Source organism: Coriobacteriaceae bacterium, assembly GCA_025993015.1.
Lineage (GTDB): Bacteria > Actinomycetota > Coriobacteriia > Coriobacteriales > Coriobacteriaceae > Collinsella.
This window is the reverse complement of sequence record DAJPFV010000001.1, coordinates 1,212,988-1,238,493: the sequence shown is the minus strand read 5'-3', so window position 1 is coordinate 1,238,493 and position 25,506 is coordinate 1,212,988. Positions and strand designations below refer to the sequence as shown.

Sequence of the window (25,506 nt, the reverse complement as noted above, 5' to 3'; positions counted from 1 at the left end):
GTTCCGTGCTGCGGTTAACTGGTAAAAGCCTTTACCTTGCTGAATACTCGCGATTTTGCACGTCGCTGCAGGGGGCACCCTTGCTTACGGCAGAATATGGAAGCCAATCACTAACCTACTGGCAAGTTCGTGTCGGCAGCCCCGGCCTTTCCTTTGCCTAGCGCGACCCTCGCGAAGCGCGTGAGCGATAGGGGAAGGAAAGGCCGGGGCGAACAACCTGCGGCGCAGCCAGTGTTCGCGTTACGGCAGGATATGAAACCCGAGCGAGGCGATATCCTTGGCAAAGCCGCGGACGGTGTCGAGCGAGACCTCGTAGGGGTCACGGCCGATGTTCTTGCGCTTGGCCAGGATGCTGTTAGGCACCGTGATGATCTGGCAACCGCAGGCTTCGGCCTGGTAGATGTTGATGAGCTCGCGCGTGGATGCCCACAGGACCTCGCAGTTGGGCTTGACGGCGGCCTTCTTGACCGACTCCGTCACAAACGGAATGGGATCGACGCCGGTATCGGCGATACGGCCGGCAAAGAGCGAGATGATGGACGGCGTCTCGGCGTCAACGGCCTCGACCATCTCATCGACCTGCTCGGGCGTAAAGATGGTAGTGACGTTGACCTTGATGCCATCGGCCGAAAGCTTGCGGACCAGCTCGGCGGTGGACTCGCCCTTGGTGGTCACGCACGGAATCTTGACGTAGACGTTCTCGGCCCAGGTAGCGATCTCACGGGCCTCGACCTCCATGGTCTCGGCGTCATCTGCAAAGACCTCAAACGACACGGACACACCGGTGATGTGAGCCAGGACCTCCTTGGCAAACGCGCGGTAGTCCGTCACGCCGCCCTTCTTCATAAGGGACGGGTTGGTCGTGAAACCCTGAACGTTGCCGTTCTCGTACATGTCGAGCATGCCTTCGAGGTTTGCACCGTCAGCGAACACCTTGATTGCCATCTGCCTGATTCCTTTCGTTAGCATACGGCCGATAAACTGCTAAACACTTTACCTATGTTTATCAAGGCGTGAGCTGCGGGTTTTTATCTTCTCGGCGAACGGTATAAACGCTTTAGTGTTTGGTTTGATAAATCGATTGAGCATGCAAAAGCAAAGAGCCATAGTTTAGGCAAACGTCAGAATGCGGGATTCATTAGATGAGGCCGAAATGCTGCATGGCGGTGACGGTGCCGTCGTGTGCGACATCGTCAGTCACGTAGTCGGCGACCGCTTTGACCTCGGACATGGCGTTGCCCATGGCGACAGCCGTCTCGACGGCAGCGAGCATGCCCAGGTCGTTGCCCGAATCGCCAAAGCCAAAGGTGCGCGCATTTCCCTCGCGGCCCAGATACGCCAGCGCTCGCGCCACGCCCACGCCCTTGTTGATGCCCTTGGGGCTCAGCTCGCGATTCTGACCACCGGTGTTGCACAGCTCAAACTCGCGATCGATAAAGCCGTCATCGTTGGCAACGCGAGCCAAACTGGGCACATTGAGGCATACCTTGCCCACGCGCAGACTGCCGTCGACGCGCATCTCCTCGGCGCTGTGCACCACAGAAGTGCCGATCAGAGACGACTGCTCAACACCCGCGGGTTCCAGGGCAAAAGTAGCCACGTTGGTCTCGAAAAAGGCCTCAATCCCTGCCGCGGCCATACGGCGTGCAAGCTCCTCGATAACGTCCTCGTCAAAGCAGTCCTCATGCACCACGCGGCCCTCGACCTCGAGCGTGGCGCCCGCCATGGCAACAACACCCGCGGGGTCGAGCGCACGCAAGCTGTCCGCGATGAGCCACAGGGGGCGACCCGTGCAGATAAACGCCTTGTGCCCCGCGTCGCGCAGACGATGAAACGCCTCGACGACCATCTGCGAGGGGCGAACCGCCGAAAAGTCCTTATCGGTCATATCGTCGGGATCGAACGACGTCAGCGTGCCGTCCACGTCAAAAAAGAGCACAGCGGGTTCGGGGCACGCATCAATCATATGGGTTCCTTTCGAGGATAAGGGCAAACGAAGCATCCATCATATAATGGAGCGACGCAACCAGAGAGGTCACCCATGGAATTTTACGCAAGCTGCCCCGAGGGCTTTGAGTCCGCACTCGCCGATGAGCTTAAACGCCTCGGGCTTTCGCATGTTCGCCGGCTGAAGGGCCGCGCTACATTTGAGGGCGAGCTCGAGCAAGGCTACCGCGCCTGTCTGTGGTCGCGCCTGGCGAGCCGCGTGTTCGTGGTGCTCGGGCGCTTTGAGGCGCAGAATGCCGATGAACTGTACGATAGCGTTTACGACATCGCCTGGGAGAGCATCGTCCGCCCCGGCGCCACCATCGCCATCACAGCCCGCGGCGTGACCGAGCAGCTGCGCAACACGCGCTTCTCGGCCCTGCGCGCCAAAGACGCGCTGTGCGACCGTCTGGCCGAGACCACGGGCCGTCGCGCCGACGTCGATGCTGCCGACCCCGACGTTCACCTGCTGCTTTCGCTGCGCCAGCGCCGCGCGAGCATCAGCCTGGACCTTTCAGGCGACCCGCTGTTCAAACGCCTGCCGCCCGCAGCGACCCGCGCCGGCGAGGGCGCGCACGTGCTGCGCCCCGACTACGCCGCCCTGGTGCTGGCGCAGGTCGGCTGGACCGCACTGTGCGAGCGCGAGCTGACGGCCGATGATTACGAAAACGAAGCGCTGCCTACGCTGATCGACGCCTCGTGCGCCGGCGGCGGTCTGCTGCTGGAGGCCGTGAACATTCTGACCGACCGCGCCCCGGGCGCCGCACGCGAGCGCTGGGGCTTTGAGGGCTGGCAGCTGCACGACGCCGCCCTGTGGGAGCAGCTGCTTGCCGAGGCGCGCGAGCGCGAGACCGCGGCGCGTGAGCGCCAGGCGCGCATCGTCGCCGTGGACATTGACCCCGCCGCCCGCAAGACTGCCGAGCGCATGGTCAAGTGCGCCGGCTACAAGCGTTTTGTCGACTTTTGCGCTGCCAAGCCAGCCACCGTGCTGGACCACGCGGGCGCCGTCGCCGGTGCCGCCGTGGTCGCGGACACCACCGAGACCCCGCTTTCGCTCATGCACGACGCCATGACGCTGGTCGGTGAGCTGCGCCGCGCGCCCGAGCTTTCCGCGGCGCCGGTCGCCGCGCTCACCCGCGATGGATTGCTGGCCCGCGCGCTCCACGCCGAGCCCGAGCGCTCGATCGCCGTCATGCCCAATAACGAGGAGGCAACTATTGAGGTTTGGCCCTCACTCGACCACGCCGCTGCAGCGTTTGAGGCTGCGACCAGCGCGGATGCCGAGGCCGAGGTTGCGGATGCCAACGAAGCCAACGACGAAGCCGCCGCTTCCTCCATGCCCGAACCTGCCGCCACGCTCGACTTGGGCGACGGCAAGCCGCTGCCCGTGCTCATCCCGGAGTCCGAGCAGTTCGCCAACCGCCTGCGCAAGAATGCCCGTCTGCGCCGCAAGTGGGCCAAGCGCGAGGGCGTGAGCTGCTATCGCGTCTACGATGCCGACCTGCCCGACTACTCCGCTGCCATCGACCTGTACGAGGGTTGCCCGCAGACGCCGGGCCGCTGGCTCGTCATCGCCGAATACGCCGCGCCCAAGACCATCGATCCCGCGCTGGCCCAGGCCCGCATGCTCGACATCTTGGCCATCGCGCCGCGCATCCTTGATGTTCCGGCCGAGCATGTGCACGCCAAGGCCCGCATGCGTTCGCGCGGCGGCTCGCAGTACGGCAAGCAGGGCGCCGGCAAGGGCGGATCGGGCGAGCGCGCCAACATCGCGCGCCGGCGTCTGCCGCTCATCGAAGAAGGCGGGCTCACCTTTGCCGTCAACTTTGACGACTACCTGGATGTGGGCATCTTCCTGGATCACCGCGTCACCCGCAACCTGGTGCGCGAACACGCCAAACAGGCACGCCGCTTCCTCAATCTGTTCGCCTATACCGGCACCGCCACCTGCTATGCGGCCGACGGCGGCGTCGAGGAAACCGTGACAGTCGACCTTTCCAACACCTACCTGGACTGGGCCGAGCGCAACATGCGCCAGAACGGCTTTGTGGGGCCTCAGCATCATTTTGTGCGCGACGACGTGCTCGCCTGGATTCGCGACCAGCGCCAGACGCGCAACCGCTGGGACCTGATCTTTGTCGACCCGCCCACGTTTTCGAACTCGTCCAAGATGGGCCGCCGCACCTGGGATGTCCAGCGCGACCATGTTGAGCTTTTGGCCGGCGTATCGCGTCTGCTCGCGCAGGGCGGCCATGCCATCTTTAGCTGCAACCTGCGCGGCTTCCGCCCCGAGACGCGCAAACTCGCGCGCGCGGGCGTGGTGCTGGAGGACATTACGGCACAGACCATCCCCGAGGACTTCGCGCGCAACCAGAAGGTGCATCACTGCTACATCGTGCGCCGCCTGCCCATCGAGGACGCCATGGCGGAGGTCGGCTTTAGCGCCGAGGAAATTGCCGAGCGCGTCGAGGAACTGCGCAACTCCGAGGCCCGCAAGCCCCGTGCGGCAGCACCCGCGCACGCGCAGGCCGGCAACGGCAAGTCCAACTTTGCCGGCAAACCCTCCCCCGCCGGCAAGCCCAAAAAGAAGAAGTTCTACGCCAGCAAGCCCAAGGGCAAATAACAAAGTTGCGGTGGAATACGGACTGTTTTGCCTGGAATTAGGCAAATTTAGACCGTATTTCACCGCAACTCATATTGGGATGGTGGTTGGCGATCTAGCCTTGGGTGACCAGGCGATAGCCGATACCCACGTGCGTTTGGATATAGCGCGGATGCGCGGGGTCGGACTCGATCTTTTTGCGCAGCGTACCCATAAAGACGCGCAGGCTCGCCAGGTCGCTCTTGGTCGCCGTGCCCCAAATCTTGTGCAGGATAGACTGGTGCGTCAGCACCTTGTCGGCGTTATGCGCCAGCAGGCACAGGAGCTTGTACTCAATCGGCGTCAGATGCAGCTCCTCGCCATCCATCGTGGCGATGCCGGCATCAAAATCGATATGCAGCTCACCGGTATCGAACGAGCCCTCGGAGGCAACACCGCCCGTTTGCGCATACGAGAGGCGCCTGAGCGTCGTGCGAATGCGCGCGAGCAGCTCCTCGACCGAAAACGGCTTGGTCAGGTAGTCGTCGGCGCCAGCATCGAGCGCGCGAATCTTGTCCGCATCCTCACTGCGCGCCGAGACCACGATGATCGGCATACCCGACCATGCGCGCACCGACTCCACCACCTTGACGCCGTCCATATCGGGCAGACCCAGGTCGAGCAGCACAATGCTCGGTGCCTGCGATGAGGCGGCGGCGATGGCGGCATGGGCGGTCTCCACGGCCATATGACGCAAGCCGTGCGCCTCGAGCGCGGCAACAATAAGATTGCGAACGGCGGGGTCGTCCTCAACGACCAAGATGAGCGGTTTTACGGCAGAGTTCGGCACAGCGCTACTCCTTATCAAACGAAACGTCGGCGACGGGAAGCTCAATCGTAAAGACCGAGCCGTGCGGGTCCGCCGCGGCAACCTCTATGCTACCGCCATGCGCCAGCGCAATGGAGCGGCAAAGCGAAAGACCCAGGCCCACGCTGCGATGGCTGTCGGCAAGACCGTGGTTGGCGGTGTAGAACGACTCAAAGATTCGCTCGCGGTCCTCGGGCGCAATGCCCGGGCCGTCATCGGCCACCGAGCACGCCACGCGTCCATCGTCGACGTCAATCGAAATCACGATATGCGAGCCTGCGGGCGTATAGGTGATGGCGTTGTTCACCAGATTGACCACCAGCTGCACCATCAGGCGCGCATCGACGTTGACGAGCGCCGGCTCGTCGCACGGCACCACCTTAAGATCGTGCTCACGCACGGCCGGACTTACGTGGCGCAGCGCCTCCTCGACGATATCGTCCATGAGCTCGAGCGTGGTCGACAGATGCGTGCCGCTACCCTCGAGCTTGGTGATAGCGAGCAGATTCTCGACGGTGGCGTTGAGCCACAGCGCATCCGAGCGAATGGATAGAAGCAGGCAGCGGCGCGTCTGGGCATCGAGCACCGCGGTGCCGGTCGAACCCTGGTCGAGCAGCACATCGGCATTGCCCGAAATACTGGTGAGCGGCGTGCGCAGGTCGTGCGAGATGGAGCGCAGCAGGTTGGCGCGCAGCTGCTCGTTTTTGGCGAGCACCGCCGCCTCCTCGCGGGCCTCCATGGCGCGGGCGCGATCGAGTGCCAGCTCGCCTTCGCTCACGATGGCATCGGCAAGCGTCCGCTCCTCGTGCGTCAGCACGTCGGGCTCGGCAACGATAGCCAGCACGCCCACCACCGAGGTGGGGTCGCCCGAGCGCACGAAGCCGTCGCCTGTGCGAACCGTCAGGTAGATGCCATAAAACGCCGAGCCGCCATAGGTGGCATCGAGCGGCGTTCCCACATAGGCGGACGCCGAGAGCCGCGGCGACATCTGCGGCGCCAGCTCGTGCACCGGGGCGGCATCGCCCACGGCTGTGTACGTCGCACGCGGCAGCAGGTCATCGCCCTCGGCGTCGGCGCTGTACCACACGACCGGACAGCCCGAAAGACGCGCCAGCTGCGTGGCCATGGCGTGAACGATCTGCTGCTGATCGGCGCACCGCTGCAACATGCGATTGGTCTCGAGCACCATATGCGTGCGGCGGTCGCTAGCGGCAGCCTGTGCCAAGGCGCGGCGCAGGGCCAACGCAATCGAGCTCGACACAAGCGAGACCACGAACATGATGAAGAACATGCCGGGATAGCCGCGGTCGATAAGCGACAGCGAGTAGCGCGGGTCGACAAACAAAAAGTTGTAGAGCGCCACGGCGGCAGCCGAGCTCAACAAGCAATACAGGCGACTCCAGGTAAAGAATGCGCACAGCTGAACGGCGAACACATAGACGATCATGATGCTCGGCGCGAGACCCGGATGGTCGAGCAGCGCGCCCACAATCGTCGCCGCGACCAGCAGCCCCACCGATACGCAGGCGTCATACAGAGGAGTGCGGCGCGTCAGCGTTGTGCGCCGCCACCAAAAGCTATCGGCAATATCGCCGTCCGTACGGACGTCCATCAGCGTCCCGCCCCTCTCTCAAAAACAAAAACCACCACAAAGGGGACAGGCACCTTTGTGGTGGTTTCCCTTGTGGTGGTTCCAAGTGTAAAGCCTTTGCAACCTGCGGTCGTTAGACAAACAGCACGTGCGCGAGCAGTGCGCACACGCACGCCGCGACAAGCACCGTCACCACGATCGAAATCACGCGGTCGGCCATGTCCATGTTGGCCCGATTCGTAAAGAACCGATCTTCGGCGGCGTCGACGCGCGCCTCACGCACCAGCTCGGTCGCAAAATCGCAACCGTCAAGCACCTTTGCATCCATGGTTTCCTCCCAGGACTCAATCCCCGTCAATACAAACCCGCCCGTTCGCAGGCAAACCTCAAGCGTCGACTACGGCCGCTCGTTGGGGGCCAGGCGCTGCATCTTATTCACAGCCTTGAACTTGGTGAACAGCGGCACGTACTCAAAGCTCACGTTGGAGTTCTCCAGGCCGTACCAGCGTGCGGGCGTGCCGGCGGCACGGCGGATGATGTACTTGAGCGTGATGGCCGTACGCTCGCTCGGCTCCACATCGCTTTCGGGCGCCAGAAGCTTACGAATCAGGACGAACTTGAACGTACCGATGTTGCCCGGATCCTTGTAGACCGAGTAGTCATGCGTCTGCGCCGGCAGCTCGCCGGTGGCAGCCAGGTCCTGAACGACCTGACGCAGATAGGCATTGACGCGCTGGTTAATCTTGTAGCCCAGGTACAGATGCACGCGGAACACGTAGTCGGTGCCGAACGTCTCGACCGAATAGGCAAAGGTGTGCGGTTCGTCCATGGTCTCGACATTCACAAACCACCAGGCGCGGGCGCGCTTGGGATGCTTGTCCAAGATCGAATAGACGATATCGCGGTCGATGTAGTCGGTATGGGTGTCCTTGGTCAGGTACACGACGTTGTCGCTCATGCGCTCGTAACGGTCGTCGTCGCGCAGGCGCTTGAGCTGCGGCAGGTAGCTGCGCAGCGGCAGCAGCGTAAACTGGCGCTGCTCGACCGCCGTGCCGTTGTACCAGCACACCATAATGCCCATGATGAGTGCAGCCATAAGGATGGTGAAGTAGCCGCCGTGGAAGAACTTGGTGAGCGAGCTCACGAAGAAGAAGCCTTCAAGCAAAAGGAAGAAGGCCGCGAAGATCCACGGAGCAACCTTGAGCTTGCGCTCCTCGTGCAGGTAGAAGAAGAGCAGCAGCGTGGTGCACATCATAGTCAGCGTAATGGCAAGGCCGTAGGCGGCTTCCATATGCGCCGAGTTCTGGAACAGCAGCACCACGATGACGCAGCCGACAAGCATGACGTTGTTGACCATGGGGATGTAGAGCTGGCCCTTGGTCTCGGCAGGGTAGAAGACCTGCATGTGCGGCATGAGATCCAGACGGCTGGCCTCGGACACCAGCGAGAATGCGCCGGTGATGAGCGCCTGCGAGGCAATGATGGCCGCGACGGTGGAAAGGCCGACGGCAAACGGGCGCAGGCCCGGGGCGAGCATCTGGTAGAACGGGTTGAGGTCGGCAATGCCCATGAGCTCGGGGTTGGCAGCGTTGTTCATAAGCCAAGCGCCCTGGCCCATATAGGAAAGCAGCAGGCAGCACTTAACGAACGGCCAGGTAGCGTAGATGTTGCCGCGGCCGACGTGGCCCATGTCGGAGTAGAGCGCCTCGGCACCGGTGGTGGCGAGGAAGCAGCTGCCCAGAATCATGATGCCCGCGTGGTTGTTGGGGCTCAGCAAAAAGGCGATGCCGCGCACCGGGTTGAGGCACAGCAGCACGGCGGGGTGCTGGAAGACAAAGAACAGACCCGTGCCGCCCAGGAACAGGAACCACAGCGTCATGATGGGGCCAAAGGCGTGACCGATCTTGGCCGTACCGATGCGCTGTACCAAGAAGAGCACGATGATGATGGCGAGCGTAATGGCGACGACGCGGCCCTGGTCATCGCCCAGCACGGCATGGACCGCCGGGATGGTGCGCAGGCCCTCGATGGCCGTGGTAACGGTAACGGCTGGCGTCAGGATGCCGTCGGCGAGCAGCGCGGCGCCACCCAGCATGGCGGGGATGATAAGCCACTTGCCGCAGCGCTTGACCAGGCTGTACAGGGCAAAGATGCCGCCCTCACCATGGTTATCGGCGCGCAGCGAGATGAGCACATACTTGATGGTGGTCAGCAGCGTGACCGTCCACACGACAAGGGAGAGCGCGCCGAGCACGAACTCCTCCGTCACGCTTCCGATGCCGCCGTTGCCGGCAACGAGCGCCTTGGTTACATACATGGGGCTGGTGCCGATATCGCCATACACCACACCCAGCGTGACGAGCATCGCCGAGATGCTCACAGGAATCGCAGCGTGCGAGGCTGCCTCCTTGGCCTTTTGTTCCATAAGCCGGTTTCCTCCCAACTTTAATGTTCGAAGGGATTATAGGTAATCGGCCTGCACTTGCACGGCACCGTTTTCCCAGCTAGATAAACATTTATACGGCCTTTAGGCCACCACGGCGATATGAAATGTGACAAAAGGACTGTCCCCTTGTCACATTCGTCATTTTCCAAGCCAATTTTTGAACCACCACTCCATGGAGCGGCTCATCTCGGCCATAAAGGGACTGGTGTGTTTGCGGGTGTAGATATCCACCACGCGCTCGCCCACCTCGCGGGCATGCGGGCGAAACATCGCGTCCATCTCGGCCACCTGCGCGTCCATGGTCGCAGCATCGGCGCGGCAGTAGCGCTCCTCGTGCACCAGGTTCACCACGGGATGCGCAATGGCCGGACGCTCCTTACGGGGCGTGCCGATGATGAGCATCGACAGCGGCATGGTATAGGGCGGCAAGTCCAGCAGCTCGGCAACTTCCTCGGCATTCTCGACGATATCACCGATGTAGCAGCTCCCCAGGCCCAGAGCCTCGGCGGCAACCACGGCGTTTTGCGCGGCGATCACGGCGTCCTGGGCCGCGATGGCAAAGTCGCCCAAACCCGGCGCGCGGCGGGGCTCCTTACCCGTGCGCTCGACAAACTCGGACTCAAAGCAGCCCACGTGCTCAAACAGATCGATCCACTTGGCATAATCGACCACAAATATGAGTGCCCAGGGCGCCTTGGCAATCATGGGCTGGTGGTCGCACAGGTCGGCCAGGCGGTCGAGCGTAGCCTGCTCGCGGATGCTCACGATGGAGTACATCATCATGGCGCCCGCCGACGGTGCGCGACTCGCCGCATGCAAAATCGCTGCACGCTGCTCGTCGGTCACCGCCACGGGACGGTCGTCGTCATCACGCGCGAAGGCACGCGTGGAGGAACGGTGCTCCAACGTGTCCAGCACCGCATTGCCCGTCGTCTCGACCGGATAGCCGCCCGCGTCCACGTCACCCGCACTCGTCATACAAGCCCGTTCGTTCATCGCCTCATCCTCGCTAATTCTTTAAGAAGCCTTTACGTTTCCGTGTAATTCCCGTCCATTATCGCGCAGGTCGCCACTACATTGCGCCACACCGCCACACGTGCGCGTTAATATGGCTGGTTGTTGTGCGCAGACACCAATTGCAGCGCATTTTTAGGTAACAATCGGGTAAACCCCCGCTTTCGTAGGTTTTAAGTTTGTGAGGAGTCTCAGCATGTTCGCTGCCGCCATCTCGCTCGTCGGTCTTGCGGCGACCGTCTACCTTGTTTTGCGCGAGGCCAAGGCCATTCGCGCTCAGTCGGGCACCGTTGCCAAAAGCGCTCTTGGGTGGAGCGTCGCCTTCGGCCTGTTCCAGCTCTTTTTGACCGTCTGGGGCGCTATTGGCCTCGTCGCGCAGAACGAGCCGCTCGCCTTCGTGATGCTCATCCTGACCAACGCCATCCTCACCGGCTGCGCTTGGGCCAGCATCGCCCGCGACCGCATCGCCCCGCGCGTCTTTGCGTTCGCCGGGCCCGACGCCCCCGCCCCCACCGGCAAGCTCGCCCGCCTGCGCGGAGCCTTTGTGGGTAAACCGCTCGTCGCCGCCGTCCTGTGCCTGCTGCTCGCCGGCGTCTTTGCGCTGCTGGGCATGGAGGTCTCGTCCAACCACGACTTTACCTGGGTCTACCCCCTGTGCATCCTGCTCGAGTGGGCCATCATCACCACGCTCATGGTCGGCCTGTTCTTCCTGTTCCAGCGCCACGGCGCAGCCCCCGCGGTCTTGGCCTTTGCCCTCTTTGTCCTGGGCATTGCCGAGTTCTTCGTCATCACGTTTAAATCCATGCCCATCCAGCCGGGTGACCTTTCGGCCATCTCCACTGCCGCCGCGGTCGCCGGCACCGGCTACACCTTCTCCATCTCGCTGTTCTGCGTGCTGTCCATGGGCTTTACCGCCATCGCCATGCTGCTGTGCGAGTACGCCGGCCTGGTCGCGCCGCATCGCCAGAAGGGCGCCGCCAACGCCAAGCGCATGCTGCTCACCAACCTGCTCGTAGCGGTGCTGTGCCTGGGCGGTGTGACCGCGCACGTCACGCTCATCGACTACTACAACACCCTCGGTATAACCGTCTACACCTGGCGTCCGCTCGAGAGCTACTGGCGCGAGGGCTACCTGCCCGCTTTCATTAGCGCGGCGCAGTCCATCAAGCCGCCCAAACCCGCCGACTACTCCGTCGACGATGCCAAGGCCACGCTCAAAAAGTACGCCAAGGCCTACGACAAGTCCGATGCCGCCAAGAGCGACGAGCGCGCCGCCGCAAAGGAGCAGTTCGACAGCGAGAAGCCCACGGTCATCGCCATCATGAACGAGACTTTCTCGGACCTGTCCATCTATCAGAACATGCGCGCCGGCTACGAGGGCCCGCAGTACTTTAAGAACCTGTCCAACTGCCTCAGCCGCGGCAAGCTCTACGTGAGCGCCTACGGCGGCGGTACCGCCAATACCGAGTTTGAGTTTATGACCGGCAACTCCATGGCCAACCTGGGCTCGGGCGTGTACCCCTACACCATCTACAACATGGAAACGACCGGGAACCTGGCAGAGCAGTTCAAGTCGCTCGGATATTCCACCACGGCCATGCACCCCAACCACGCCACTAACTGGAACCGCGAGAACGTGTACAAGGACTTTGGCTTTGACCGGTTCCTGTCCATCAACGACTTCCAGGGAGCCGACACTCTGCGCGGTATGGTGACCGACCAGGCGACCTATGACAAGATTCTTGAGCTGCTCGACCAGAACGCCGATCCGCAGTTTATCTTCGACGTGACCATGCAGAACCACTCGGGCTACGACACGGGCCTGCTGCCGGTCGACAAGCAGATGCACCTGAACATCGACACGACCGATCTGGACGCCAAGACCGTCGAGGACGGCACGCTCTCCGATGTCGACGAGTACGTCTCGTGCATCGAGCAGTCCGACCAGGCGCTGCGCTACTTCCTTAACGCCTTGAGCAAGCTCGACCGCAAGGTGGTCGTGGTGTTCTGGGGCGATCACCAGCCGTTCTTCCCGTCCAAGTTCAACGACAAGTGGTTTACCGGCGAGGACGACGCCACGCACCAGGAACGTCTGTGGCAGACCGACTACATCATCTGGGCCAACTACGACGTTGCCGGCTGCGACCAGACGAGCGAGGTCGACGACCTGTCCACCAACTACCTGTCCACGCAGCTGATGCAGCTAATCGGCGCGCCGCTGACCGACTACCAGAAAGCGCACGTGACGCTGCGCGAGTCGCTGCCCGCTATCAACTCCGTGGGCTACGAGGACGCCAGCCTGCGTTGGGCGCTCTCCTCCAACGTCACCGGTGACGACGCCGAAGCCGCAGCCGCCACCAAGGCGCGCGAGGATTACGCCAAGATGCAGTACTACGAGATGTTCCGCGACGGCAAGAACGTGTACACTGAGCACTTCCAGACCGAGGCCAACGAGACCGACCCCAACCTGGCACCGGGTACGACCAAGATCAAGTAGCGACCAGCTGCGAGTTCATAACTGAAACGTCTGTCCGGGCGGAGGCATATAAGGTTCCCTGCTCGGACAGTCCTGCGCAAGACGGGGGCCACATTAAGTGGCCCCCTTTGCGTGCGGAACTCGCGATGAACCTTATATGCCTCCGCTTGGACAGACGCCCTGATGTTGGGGCGTGGCTTGTCTTGGGTGTATCGCCGAACATATATAAGTTGAAGGCCACGTTATGTGGCCTTCTTTGTTTGCGGAAAGTGTGTCCCGGAATTCTTGTCTGGAATGGGATGCAGTTTCCGCTTGGGACCCGATTGGGAAAGTGTGTCCCACTATTCAGCTGGATTCCGGGATGTATTTTCCGGTTGAGGCTCGTTGGGAAAGTGCGTCCCACTTTGGGGGCTGATTCTGGGACGTGGCTTCCGGTTGGCTCTCATTGGGAAAGTTCATCCCATTTCTCGGCCTAATTATGTGACGCAGTTTCCCGTTGAGGAACCTTTGGGAAAGTGCGTCCCGGTCTGGGCGCTCAAACTGGGATGGATTTTCCGGATGAGGGCTTGACGGAAAATGTGTCCCGTTCCGGGCGCTAATTGTGGGATGCAGTTTCCGCTTGCGGAGTCTCCACTCAACAGAAAACCCGGGTGGCCTGTTTTTTGGCTACCCGGGTTTTTGGGTTGTCGATATGTTCGACTGGCTACTAGTGGGTCTTGCGGCGCTTGATCAGCATGATGAGGGCTATCACTACGAGCGTTGCTCCCGCTGCTGCTGCGGTGGCGACTAGGGCGAATGTTTGGTCGCCGGTGTTTGCGAGGTTCTTCGCTGTGGTCGTAGTCTTGACCTTGGTGTCGGTCTTAGCTCCGTTGTCGGACTTGGGCTTGTCCGGGTTCGTCGGGGTCTCAGGAGTCTCGGGGTCCTTTGAGCCTTCGGAATCGGTTGGGCCGGCGGTGTTTACCAGCGTATGGTCCAGGAACTTCTTGGCGCCCGCACTTGCCTGTGAGAACAGGCGGCGCGTGCGGATCGGGGTGGCGTTCACCGTTGTGGGCGCCGTCTCCTCGGCCTCGATATTCACGAGCGTCGTGCCGGTGTCGAGGCCCACGTCGTTGTATCCCACGTGGCAGTAATACTGCGCACCGTCATCGTCTGCGGTCAGGTCAATCTCGAGCTTTGAGGCCGTTCCAGCCGCGAGGTTGCCATCGGCACCCACGAGCTTAAACTCCGTCTCGCCGCGGCCCTTGCGGTACCACATATAGGTCGGTGCCAGCCCTGTTTCGCTATCGTCGGCACCGAGTTGCTTCACATGGCCAATCGCCGAGAGCGTCAGGTGGCTTCCCGCCGTGCGCTCAACCGAAGAGTCGTATCCAAGATCCGACCCCTCCGCAGCATCCGCCGCAGGTCCGCTCACGGTCATCGTCATGCCATCGGGCATGGTCTTGACCGTGATGATTGCCGAGCGAATACCTGTTTCGGTCGTGGATCCATTCTTAACGGCGGCGATGGCGAATCGATACTCCGTATTGGGCTGCAGCCCATCCCACTTGAGCGAGGTCTGCGTGTTGTCGGCAATCTTCCAGCTATTGACGACCGCATCCGCCGCATTGCTCTGCAGCATGCCCACGCCGTAGCTAAAGCCACTCTTGTTTGCGAGTACATCGTCCCAGCTAAACGTAACGCTGGTCGAATCGACGGCGTTTGCCGTAAAGCCCGTCACGGCCGGCGCGTCGGGCATCTCGACGTCCTTAACGTCATAGCCCACGATCCAGAACTGGTCGGTGTCCTTGGTGCCGAGCTTGTCGCCCGAGCCTGCCTCGAACTTGTCGACATCCACCGCGTTGACGCCCAGACGCCACACAAAACCGTACTTGCCCTGCGCGGCCTCGGGCAGGTTGTCGACGGTGCCGCCGTATTCGGTCGATTCACTCGAGGAGTTACCCGTAGTAAAGCCGGCGTTGGCACCAAAGCACAGGCCGCCAAACAACTCGTGCTTTGCGAGCTTCGCGCCCATGACAACGCTGCCGTTCAGCGTCAAGCCGAGCTCGAGCTCCTGCTCCTTGCCCTCCTCGACTTCGATGGTCTGCTCAATGCTCGCCCCCGACTGCGCGACGGCGCCGTTAAACCCATCGTGCGTGTAGGCGCGCGTTACGCCAGGCTTGCCCAGGCCAAAGGAATCCCCAACGGGAGTCTCGCCGTTGAGCGTCGTTTGATAGGTTCCGGGTTCTCCCGACCGGTTGGTCAAAAAGTAGCTGAGCGGCGTCATATTGTGCTGTTTGGCAATGCGGTCATAGGCCTCGACATTAACGACCGAGGTCTGCGCGCCGAGCGACACGGGCGCCGCCATCACGCCCTTGCCACCAGTTTCCTCATTTTCGATCTCATACTCGTAATAGACCATCGGAATCGTGTAGAGCACGGCCTTGTCACCCTCGCCGGCATGCGACTCATAGCTTACGCTTGCGCTGACCGTGCGCTCGCTCCGGTAGTCATAGCATCCCTCGGCGGCAAAATCGACTGAAGCATTCATCGCGACCAGGGGCGGACCGGTCTGCACCTCGACGGCAACGCCCAACTCGGCGCCAATGGTATAGCCCTGGGATGTCCCCGTGCCCTTTTCCTCTCCGTATGACGTGCCGCCCAACACCAGATAGCCGTATGCCTGCTCCAGATCCTCAACATAGGGCGCATCCTGCAGCACGGCAAGCACGCGCGGGTTGGTATAGACCTTGTAGCGGTCCTTGTACGTGATCTTGACGCTGTCGTTGTCGACATCGGGCAGCGCGAGCGAGATAAATGTGCCGTAGGTAGTGCCGCGACGGTTGCTCTCGCTAATCACCTGCTCCTCGCCGCGGCGCACCTTTCCGTTCTCGTCGAGCGAAAAATGCGAGGCGGTCATCCAATAGTAGTCATCGTTCTTGCGCAGGTCCTCGTCGCGGTGCTTGCCCACCACGGCGATAAAGCTCTCGTTATAGCGGTCCGAACCCGAGACGCTGCCCGCCTTGACGTCGCTGATCCACACCTGCTCTATACCCTTGTGGTCCTGCTTGTTGCTGCTGTTGTATTGCTGACCGCTCATGCTCATGGTTCCGACCATGGACCCCAAGCCCTGAGCCCCGCTCTGTGCCGTGTTGCAGGCAAAGTCGCGGAACACATCGCCGCCCACGAGCACCTCGTCGACCGCCAGCTGCTCGGACAGGCCGTCAAGGTTGGCAGTGGCAAGGGCAATAGGCGCCAAGGTGCACGGATAGCGCTTATCCTGAGCGCTATCCTTCCATGCGCTGTTGGGCACATGCATCAGCCCATAGGAGGCGAGGAGCCCGTCTCTGTATTCCTTGCAATCGGAAAGCTTGAACTCGCCAGACTCCGAGTCAAAATACGCGTAGCGGTACAGCGCGCCGTACAGCCCCTTGCTGCCGTCAGAAGCGCCGTAATCAAAAGCGCTGCGTTGCCAGTCATAGCCCGCAAGAATAAGGCCCGTGACGGTTTCACCCGTCTTCTTTCCTTCTTCATCGTAGGCGGCAAACGTGCCGAACGTCGCATTCGCAGCGACCATGGTCTTGCCGTTCGCGGAGAGGGAGATTGCGCCCGCGTCGCCCAGAGCATCGACATGGACGAGCGCACCCTTGGATGCATCCCACGAAAACAGCTCGCAATGCGTCGACTTATCAATATTCTTCTTGCCGTAGGGTGCCGAGACCACGATGGCGAGGTCATCGCAAAAATCGCGATCGAGGTCGCCGGCCGCTAGCGAAACGACAGGAGCTGACTGAAGCTGCGTCCAGGAGTCGTTCCCGCCCTTGTTGTGCGTGGTGTAGTCCGCGGCGTTACCGGCATCGATCTTGACGACGCTTTGCTTCCAGTTGCCGCCCTCCAAGTCATACATGTCGACTACAGCCTTGCGCACGCCGTTCTCGTCGACATAGCAGCCCGCGTAGACAAAAAGCTCGTCGACGCCGTCGCCATCGACATCGCCCGCCTCGACATCAAAGACGGCGTCGTGCTCTTGCAGGTAACCGGCATCCAGGTACTTAAAACGGCCTTCGTACATCATATTAGTGTTGACCGTCACCGGCAGGTGTGTGTCGAGAGTGCGCGTGCGCCCGTTGCTAAACGAGTAGAGGACCAGCTCAACCTTTCCGGCGTATGACTTGCCGTCAATCGTCGTGGAGGAACTGTCGCCGTAGGCACGGAGCTCGGCAACGCGGCTCTTTTTGCCCGTGCTGGCGTCGCTGCAGAACTCAACACTCGTGGCGTGAATGCCCGAGAAACCGTTGTTGTCGTTGGCGAGTACTGTTGAGGACTCATTGTTGCTTAGGTACGACCAGGTGCCGCCACCGTAGTCGCTATGCTTGTAGAGATCGCTGTTCGTATCGAAGTTGTTGACGTTTTGCCAGAACTTTGCGGCGCCCCACACACTTCCATAGCCATCGGTGAGTTTGCTGCTGCCGCCAATGTCACCGCGCTCGACGTTCTCGAGCTTGTCGCGCAGAGTGTAGCGATTGCCATGGCTACCGTTAGCTGCCATATAGACCTCGCTGCGCGTGGCAAACGTCGTGGGGGTATCAGTGGAATAGGGGCCAACGGTATCGGCCGGAATGTCCTCGCTCGTGCCCAGACCCAGGGCTTGATAATCCTGCTCGGTCATATCGGTGATTGCGGGCGCGTCTGCCGCCTGGGCAACCTGGGGCGTGGCCGTGAAGCAGGCGACGCTCGTGGCAATCAACGCAGCAAGCGCCGCCGTCCCAACAAGCGGGATTTTCGACAGCCTACGGATACGGGGGTGTGGAACGTACATGAGGGACCTCGCTTTACTCGAGTGGAGTGGACTCATTTTTGCAAATGATACGTCCGATGCCCGATATCACGTGTCTCATTTTCGCCAACGGCGTGTCTCATTTTTGAGAATCCGAGATGCCGCGGAAATCTTATCCCAGCTCAAAGGCCATTTCTAGGATGTATTTTCCGTCGAGTGCCTCATCGGGAAACTGCATCCCATTTCAAGCGTCGATTCTGGGACGCACTTTCCCCTTAGACCCTCAACCGGAAACCGCATCCCACTTTGAGCGCAAATTCCGGGATGCATTTTCCGCTTGAGCCTCATTGGGAAACGGCGTCCCACTTTGAGGGCTGATTGTGGGATGCATTTTCCGGTTTTGCTCTCATTGGGAAAATGCATCCCGTTTCTTGACCGAATAATGGGACGCAATTTCCCGTTGGAGCGCCTTTGGGAAAGTGTGTCCCACTTCGGCCGCCCAGAGTGGGATGCACTTTCCGCAAAGCACCTCAACGGGAAACTACGTCCCATTCCAAAGGCAAATTCCGGGACGCATTTTTCGAAAGCCTGCCCATCCGGAAAGCCCGTCCCACTTTGGACGCATCCGGGCACGGAACCATCGACCTATCAGGCCTCCCATCAATAAAGAGGCGTCCTCCCGGACGGCGGGGCACGAAGTTCATCGCGAGTTCCGCACGCAAAGAAGGCCACTTAATGTGGCCTTCGTCTTGCGCAGGACTGTAGAGCAGGGAACTTCGTGCCCCGACGCCCGGGAGGACGTTACATTTAGAAAGATGGACCGACCGCCGTCAGCGATGGGAGCTACTCCCCCAGCACGGCCTTCTTTGCGGCTGTGGCCATGTTGTCCAAATCTTCCTTGGTGGGATGGTCCTTTGCGGCAAACCAGTTGTCGAGCAGCATCTTATAGCGCGCGTTTTCGGGTTCTTGCTCAAGCATTGCCTCGTAACGCTGCTTGACCGCGGGGCCCATCTTGCCCTGGCACATCGCCCAGCCCGCAAGCTCGGCATCATTGGCCAAGTTAGACGATACGCGGTCGATAATCTGCTGGTAATAGCTCTGGTCGGCGCCAAAACCGCAGGTGCCAAACAGAAAGACGCGCTTGCCGTGCAAGGCGGAGAGCAGCGCCGCGACCGAAGGCGTGCACGCGCCCTTGTCGCACCAAAAACCGACGAGCACCGTGTCGGCCGCGCAGGCGCCCTGCGCCTCGAGCGCAACCTGATTTGCATCCGCATCGTCGCTCAACGCCGCGGCATGGACAAACTCAACACCCGCAGCCTGCAGAGCGCGCTTGATCGCGCCCGAAACCATCCTGGTATTACCGCTCTTGCTGTTAACCACCAAAGAGCATGTCATAGTCACGTTGCCTCGTTTCCCCCAAAACTAAAGCCACTAATGCAATTTATTAGATGAATATCTTAGTACTAACGTGACAGATGTAAACCAACTTCTGCTGATTGAGGGCACAGCTGACATCAATGGATAAAGCCGCCTGAAGCGCAAGCGCCAAAAATCATGCGGGAACCGCGGTACCGTCAGAAAATGCATGAGGAAATTTGACGGTCCCGTTAATAGATTTTGTGACAAGGGCATGACAGGGGGACAGGTCATTCGTCAGGTTTCTGACAGACGATATGAGCGGGACATGAAAATTGGAAGCCCCTCCTGCATGCATATCCGCTGGTAAGGCCTGGCCCGGTTTTCACCATCGCACGCGGCGGCCGAGCACCCATCCAACGCCCAAGTCAAAATACTCAGTACACTGAGTGATTTCACTCACTATACTGAGTATTTTCTCAATTTGCTCAGGCTAGTTAAACAGCGTCACCTTATCGAGCAGAAAATCCTCCACGGTGCACGCCCCGGCCGCCGCCCCTCCCACGACGATCCGCTTGGCTCGCGGATACTTTTTTAGGAGCGTCGACATGCCGCTCTGGCCGGACTCTCCACCGCTTTTGACCTCGATGGCGCTCAGCGCATCATCCCTTCGCAGCACAAAGTCGACCTCTTTGACGCCCTCACGCCACCACATGACCTCAAAACCCTCTTCCGGCGCGCGCGCAAGCAGTCGTGCACCCACTGCCGATTCCACCAAATGACCCCGCCGCGCCGAATCCTCCAGCCATTCTGCTCGGCCCTTATCGCCGAGCGCCGTCATAAACGCCGTGTCATAAACCATGAGCCGCGGGGTGCTTCGGCGCTTTGCGAGCTCCTTGTCACTGAACTTGGGAATCGCCGTAACCAAACCGGCCTTGCCCAGCAGGTCCAAATACCCGGCGACCGTGACCGTGTTACCGGCATCCTGCAGCTGGCCTACCATTTTTGAATACGAAAGCTCCTGCCCCGAATAGCTCGCCGCGAGCCAAAAGAGCGCGCGCATCAGCGCCGGTTTGCGGATATTCTCCAACGAGAGAACATCGCGCGAGATCGCCGGCTCGACGATCGCATCTCGGATATAGTTTCGCCAACGGGCGTCATCGGAAACCAGCGGCGCCGCACCCGGATATCCACCGTGATAGAGATAGTCTTCAAAAGAAAAGCCAAAGGCCTCGCTGCACTCGCGATAGGACCAATGCGGCGACCGAATGAGCTCGTAACGGCCCATAAGGGATTCTTCCAAGCCCTTATGCAGCAGCAGCGACGACGATCCGGTCAAAATGACCTTGAGCGGCGTCCCCTCCCGGCGATCCCGGTCGTACAATCCCTTGACGACCGTGGACCAACTCTGCACCTTTTGAATCTCATCAACAACGAAAACGGCCGGGACCTTACCTCCAGACGTGAGGTTTCTTGCCTGTTGCCACTCGATTTGCAGCCAGCTGGCATCGGGATTCACAACATCGTCCGCATTGGCCACGTGACAGGGCATGTCTGCATGGTGCAACGCCTGCACGAACATGGTCGACTTTCCCGTTTGGCGGGGCCCGATTATAAATTGCATCAACGGATTATTCGTTTCCCGCATCCTCTGGGCTATCACGGCAACTTGATGGCGCTCAAACATGTCAATCTACCTCCTTGTTTCTTAAATACTCAGTATACTGAGTAAAATCACTCAGTATACTGAGTATTTTTAGAACCGGGAGATCGAACCCGCCAACTTAACTCCCTTCACCAGCGGGTTGCCGCCGCCCCCTCCGCGAGTCGAGTTTCTGGCTCTTCGTGCTCACTCGATATATAAAAACTGCCATAGCCATATCGAAAAACCGGTATAGCCGGTCCCATCATCGAACCATCGCGAATGGGCCACAGGATTTCGCGATGGTTCGCAAGCTTTCGCGGAGATTCGCGACAAATCGAGAACTGATACGCATCTTATTGTTCATATTCAAGGCCCCGACGTCTCAAAAGGTATACGCTTTGAAACAGTTAAGTTTCCCAGCGCCCCCAATCGAGATCAATCGTCACCACATTATTTCGTCAATCGTCACCACGCCGCAGATAGAATGCATAATCTTGGGACAAACACTTCTGATTAATTTGTCCCATGACCGTGCTTACTGGGCGAATTGGCTGCGGTAGAGTTCGGCGTAGAAGCCGTCTGCCGCCAGCAGCTCGTCGTGTGTGCCGCGCTCGATAATCTCGCCGTCTCGCATGACCAGGATGCAGTCGGCGTTGCGGATTGTCGAGAGGCGGTGCGCCACGACAAAGCTCGTGCGGCCGGCCATGAGCTCGTCGAATGCCGCCTGCACCTGTAGCTCGGTGCGGGTATCGATGCTCGAGGTTGCCTCGTCCAGCAGCAGAATCGCCGGGTCGGTGAGCATGACGCGCGCGATGCACAGCAGCTGCTTTTGGCCCTGGCTAAACGTGCCGCCGTCCTCGCCGATCACCGTGTCGTAGCCCTGCGGCAGCTGCACGATAAACTTGTGCGCGTGCGCGCGCTTAGCCGCCTCGATAATCTGCTCGCGCGTGGCGTCGGGGCAACCGTAGGCAATGTTCTGGGCCACCGTGCCCTCGAACAGCCAGGTGTCCTGCAGCACCATGCCAAAGGCGCGGCGCAGGCTCTCACGCGTGTAGTCGCGCGAGGAGCGACCGTCGACCACGATGCGCCCGGCATCGATATCGTAAAAGCGCAGCAGCAGATTGATGAGCGTCGTCTTGCCGCAGCCCGTGGGACCGACCAGGGCAAACCGCATGCCGGGCTTGGCGTCGATGCAGATGTTCTGCAGCAGCTTGCGGTCGGGCACGTAGCTAAAGTCCACATGCTCAAAGGCGACCTCGCCCTGCGGAGCAGTGAGCTCAATGGCATCCACAGCGTCGGGCTCCTGCTCGCGCGCATCGAGCAGCGCAAACATGCGGCGGGCCGAGGCATAGGCCGTCTGGATCTGCGTAATGACGTTGGTGACCTCGTTGAACGGCTTGGTGTACTGGTTGGCGTAGGACAGGAAGATCTGCACGCCGCCCACCGTGAGCGCCGCGGGCACGCCCGTGATCACGCCCACGCAGCCGATCACGGCGACCACGGCGTAGATGATGTTGTTGATAAAGCGCGTGCCGGGGTTGGAAAGCGAACCCATAAACTGTGCGCGCTCGCCCGCCGTATAGAGCTCGGCGTTGAGGGCATCGAAGCGCTGCTGCGCATTTGGGCCGTAGGCAAACGCATCCACAAGCTTTTGCTCGCCCACGTACTCCTCGATATGGCCGCCGAGCTGACCCTGAATGCGCTGCTGAGCCGTAAAGCTCTTGTTGGAGAGCTTGGCGATGGCGCCGGCCGCAAAGATGGAGAGCGGCGTGACGAGCACCACCACGAGCGTCATGGTTAGGTTGATGGACAGCATAAACGCAAGCGTGCCCACGATAGTGATGACGCCGGTAAAGAGCTGGGTAAAGCCCTGCAGCAGGCCGTCGCCCACCTGGTCGACGTCGTTGACCACACGGCTCATAAGGTCGCCGTGGGCATGGCTGTCGATAAAGCTGAGCGGCATGCGGCTGAGCTTGTCGCTCGCCTCCACGCGCATGTCGCGCACCGTCTCGTAGGACAGGCGGTTAACACAGTAGCCCTGCAGCCACTGGAACGCCGCAGCGCCCATCACGACAATCGCGAGCTTGGTGACAAGCGGCAGCAGCGCATCGAAGTCCACCTGTCCGGCGGCAACGATGAGATCGATGCCCTCGCCGACGAGGATGGGCGTATAGAGTTGCAGAATCACCGAGATGGCGGCACTCACAAACGACGCCGCAAACGAGATGCGGTGCGGACGGACGTAGCCCATCAGGCGGCGAGTCACCGCGCCCACGGGGTAGCGCTCGGGGTCGCCGGGCTGGCGCGGGCCGTCACCCAGATCGTTGAGGTTATCGCTACCGGACACATTGGCCGTCATCGTGGCGACCGAACCGGAAGAAGTATACGGATTCATTTAGCAGCCCTCCTTTGCGCGGGTGGATGCAGGGGCGGAGTCCGAAGCGGGCGTCGCACTCCCCTGCTGGCCCTCGAGCTCCTCGCGGCGAAGCTGCGACTGGCAAATCTCGCGGTAGAGCTGGCAGGTCGTGTAGAGCTCATCGTGCGCGCCCAGGCCCGCGACCGAACCGTGGTCAAGTACGCAGATCATATCGGCGTCGCGCACGGTCGAAACGCGCTGGCTTACGATGACGGTGGTCAGCGGCAGCCCGCCCTCGGCGGCACCGCGCACACTGCGCTCGCGGATGGCATGGCGAAGCGCCGCGTCGGTCTTAAAGTCGAGCGCCGAGGCAGAATCGTCCATGATGAGAATCTGCGGCGAGCCCACCAGGGCGCGGGCAATGGTCAGGCGTTGGCGCTGGCCTCCACTGAAGTTCTTGCCGCCCGCCTCGACCGGGGCATCCAGGCCTTGCGGCTTGTTGCGCACGAATTCGCTCGCCTGCGCCATGTCGAGCGCCACCCAGAGCTCCTCGTCGGTCGCAGCCTCGTCGCGCCAGGTCAGGTTGCTGCGGATGGTGCCGCTCACCAGCGACGCGCGCTGTGGGACGGTCGCGACCACACGGCGCAGCTGGTCGAGCGGCCAGGTGCGCACGTCGGCGCCCATCACGCTCACGCTGCCGGTACTCGCATCGTACAGGCGCGGGATGAACGAGACGAGCGTCGACTTACCGCTGCCCGTGCCGCCGATAATGCCGAGCGTCTTGCCCAGCGGCAGCTCCAGGGTCACATCGTTGACGGCGTTGGCAGCGCCGGCGCCAAACGAGAAGCTCGCATGGCTCAAGCCCAGCGCAGGAACGGGAGCGACATTGCCCGGCTTGGGCAGCGCGACCGACTGGTTGCCCTCGTCGGTGATACTCGGCGCGCAGTTAAGCACCTCGTTGATACGCGACGCGCTGGCGCTCGCCTTGGTAAAGACCACGACCAGGTTGGCGACGTAGACGATGGAGGTGAGGGTCTGCGTCATGTAGTTGACAAACGCCATGACCTGACCCTGCGTGAGCTCGCCCACGTTGACCTGGATGCCGCCCACCCACAGGATGGCGCACACGCCCAGGTTCATCACAAGAAACGTGACGGGGTTGAGAATCGACGAGAGCCTGCCCACCGCGATGGCGACATGCGCCTGGTCATCGGCAGCCTGGGCAAAACGCTCACGCTCGTGGTCTTCGCGCACAAACGCACGGACCACGCGAGCGCCCGAAAGCCCCTCGCGGCAGATAAGCGCGATGCGGTCGAGCTTTGCCTGCAGCTGTTTGTAGTACGGGATGCAGCGCGCCATGACAAACCAAAACACCAGGCCGATGGCGGGCGTGCAAATCAAAAAGATAATACCGAGTTTAAGGTCGATGGCGAGAGCCGCGACCATGGAGCCCACCGCCAGGAAGGGCCAGCGGATGAGCATGCGCACGCCCAACGCCACGGCCAGCTGCACCTGGTTGACGTCGTTGGTGATGCGTGTGATGAGCGACGGCGTGCCAAAGCGATCGAGCTCGGCATAGCTCAGCTTATTGATGTGCCCATAGAGCGCGCCGCGAATATCGGTGCCCATGCCCTGCGAGGTGAGCGCCGCCATCTTTTGGCAGACGAGCGTAAACGAGATGCCGATCACAGCCATGGCGCCAAGCAGCATACCGTAGTGGACGACGGCATTCACATCGTGCGCGCCGATGCCCTTATCGATCATCTGGGCAATCACCAGCGGCGTCAGCAGGTCGAATACCACTTCGATCAGCTTGCACGCAGGGCCAATCACCATATACCGGCGAAACTTACCGCCAAAACGCCTGAGCAACTCAATCATAAAAAGGCGCTCCCTATCATCATTCACACTCAATTCGAACCATGATAGTACTGTCGCCCTAGAGCATGCGTAAACAACGAGTCATTTCTGGCGAGATTCAAGAGCAGGTCAATCGCCTGATATACTTACCTTAGTGCTACCAAGTTGAGCCGCCGACCCTTGAAATGAGGTGCCGAGATGAACGACATTCTCGCAAGAAGAGCAAGACGAGCAACCATGGGCATCGCCCTTTCCCTGGCACTTGCCGCGGGAATCGCCCCCGCAACGGCGATAGCGGCAGAAACCAACTCCCCTGTCGATGCAGTTGTCCTGCAGACGGCGGCCTCGAGCGAAACCGCGGCCACCGAAAAAGACAAGGCGTATGCAGCCATGCAGGAAGCGCTCAAAAACCTCGAAGCCGCACAAAACGCCGCAAGTCCAGAGAAAATTGCGAGATTCAATGATGACATTGCCCGTTTTCAAGAGTTCCGCGAAAAGATGGTGGTAGCGCGCAGAGATGTGGTGTAAGAGGCGGGGCATGCCCCGCCTCTTCTCTTTCTTGAAAGGGAGGGGA

15 protein-coding genes are annotated in these 25,506 nt (G+C 60.9%); 3 read left to right on the top strand and 12 right to left on the bottom strand.

All coding sequences use genetic code 11. From position 1 onward, the window contains the following. Positions 1-240 precede the first annotated feature (240 nt). Positions 241-945 (bottom strand): transaldolase, encoded by a 705-nt coding sequence (locus tag OIL77_05265; GenBank protein HJI44815.1) that lies wholly within the window; start codon positions 943-945, stop codon positions 241-243. 193 nt (positions 946-1,138) lie between these two features. Further along, positions 1,139-1,966: an HAD-IIB family hydrolase gene (locus tag OIL77_05260; protein HJI44814.1), complete on the bottom strand. Its 828-nt coding sequence runs from the start codon at positions 1,964-1,966 to the stop codon at positions 1,139-1,141. Between the two features lie 75 nt (positions 1,967-2,041). Here OIL77_05260 and rlmKL point away from each other — a divergent pair, with 75 nt between their 5' ends. After that, entirely contained in the window at positions 2,042-4,609 is a 2,568-nt protein-coding gene (rlmKL, locus tag OIL77_05255) for a bifunctional 23S rRNA (guanine(2069)-N(7))-methyltransferase RlmK/23S rRNA (guanine(2445)-N(2))-methyltransferase RlmL (GenBank protein HJI44813.1), read from the top strand. A 94-nt stretch (positions 4,610-4,703) separates the two neighbouring features. On the opposite strand, the gene OIL77_05250 is transcribed toward rlmKL, so the two are convergent. From OIL77_05250 to OIL77_05230, 5 genes are all read right to left on the bottom strand, one after another. Then, entirely contained in the window at positions 4,704-5,417 is a 714-nt protein-coding gene (locus OIL77_05250) for a response regulator transcription factor (GenBank protein HJI44812.1), read from the bottom strand. A gap of 4 nt (positions 5,418-5,421) precedes the next feature. After that, on the bottom strand, positions 5,422-7,047 hold the full coding sequence (locus OIL77_05245) for an ATP-binding protein (GenBank protein ID HJI44811.1): 1,626 nt from the start codon (positions 7,045-7,047) through the stop codon (positions 5,422-5,424). A 112-nt stretch (positions 7,048-7,159) separates the two neighbouring features. Then, positions 7,160-7,354, bottom strand: a complete 195-nt coding sequence (locus OIL77_05240) for a hypothetical protein (protein ID HJI44810.1) — start codon at positions 7,352-7,354, stop codon at positions 7,160-7,162. A gap of 69 nt (positions 7,355-7,423) precedes the next feature. Beyond that, positions 7,424-9,451, bottom strand: a complete 2,028-nt coding sequence (locus OIL77_05235) for a KUP/HAK/KT family potassium transporter (protein HJI44809.1) — start codon at positions 9,449-9,451, stop codon at positions 7,424-7,426. 159 nt (positions 9,452-9,610) lie between these two features. Further along, positions 9,611-10,468 (bottom strand): nitroreductase family protein, encoded by an 858-nt coding sequence (locus OIL77_05230; protein HJI44808.1) that lies wholly within the window; start codon positions 10,466-10,468, stop codon positions 9,611-9,613. Positions 10,469-10,682: 214 nt separating this feature from the next. Between OIL77_05230 and OIL77_05225 the strand changes: the two genes are divergently transcribed. After that, complete coding sequence (locus OIL77_05225) at positions 10,683-12,983, top strand: LTA synthase family protein (protein HJI44807.1); 2,301 nt, start codon at positions 10,683-10,685, stop codon at positions 12,981-12,983. A gap of 685 nt (positions 12,984-13,668) precedes the next feature. Here OIL77_05225 and OIL77_05220 read toward each other — a convergent pair. The 5 genes from OIL77_05220 to OIL77_05200 form a co-directional block, all read right to left on the bottom strand. Next, on the bottom strand, positions 13,669-17,685 hold the full coding sequence (locus OIL77_05220; GenBank protein ID HJI44806.1) for a fibronectin type III domain-containing protein: 4,017 nt from the start codon (positions 17,683-17,685) through the stop codon (positions 13,669-13,671). A gap of 873 nt (positions 17,686-18,558) precedes the next feature. After that, positions 18,559-19,110, bottom strand: coding sequence for a flavodoxin family protein (locus OIL77_05215; protein HJI44805.1), 552 nt, complete (start codon positions 19,108-19,110; stop codon positions 18,559-18,561). A gap of 454 nt (positions 19,111-19,564) precedes the next feature. After that, entirely contained in the window at positions 19,565-20,758 is a 1,194-nt protein-coding gene (locus OIL77_05210) for an ATP-binding protein (GenBank protein HJI44804.1), read from the bottom strand. 493 nt (positions 20,759-21,251) lie between these two features. Then, entirely contained in the window at positions 21,252-23,111 is a 1,860-nt protein-coding gene (locus OIL77_05205; GenBank protein ID HJI44803.1) for an ABC transporter ATP-binding protein/permease, read from the bottom strand. Continuing rightward, positions 23,112-24,953: an ABC transporter ATP-binding protein/permease gene (locus OIL77_05200; GenBank protein HJI44802.1), complete on the bottom strand. Its 1,842-nt coding sequence runs from the start codon at positions 24,951-24,953 to the stop codon at positions 23,112-23,114. A gap of 177 nt (positions 24,954-25,130) precedes the next feature. Between OIL77_05200 and OIL77_05195 the strand changes: the two genes are divergently transcribed. Beyond that, complete coding sequence (locus OIL77_05195; protein ID HJI44801.1) at positions 25,131-25,460, top strand: hypothetical protein; 330 nt, start codon at positions 25,131-25,133, stop codon at positions 25,458-25,460. Positions 25,461-25,506: the final 46 nt, after the last annotated feature.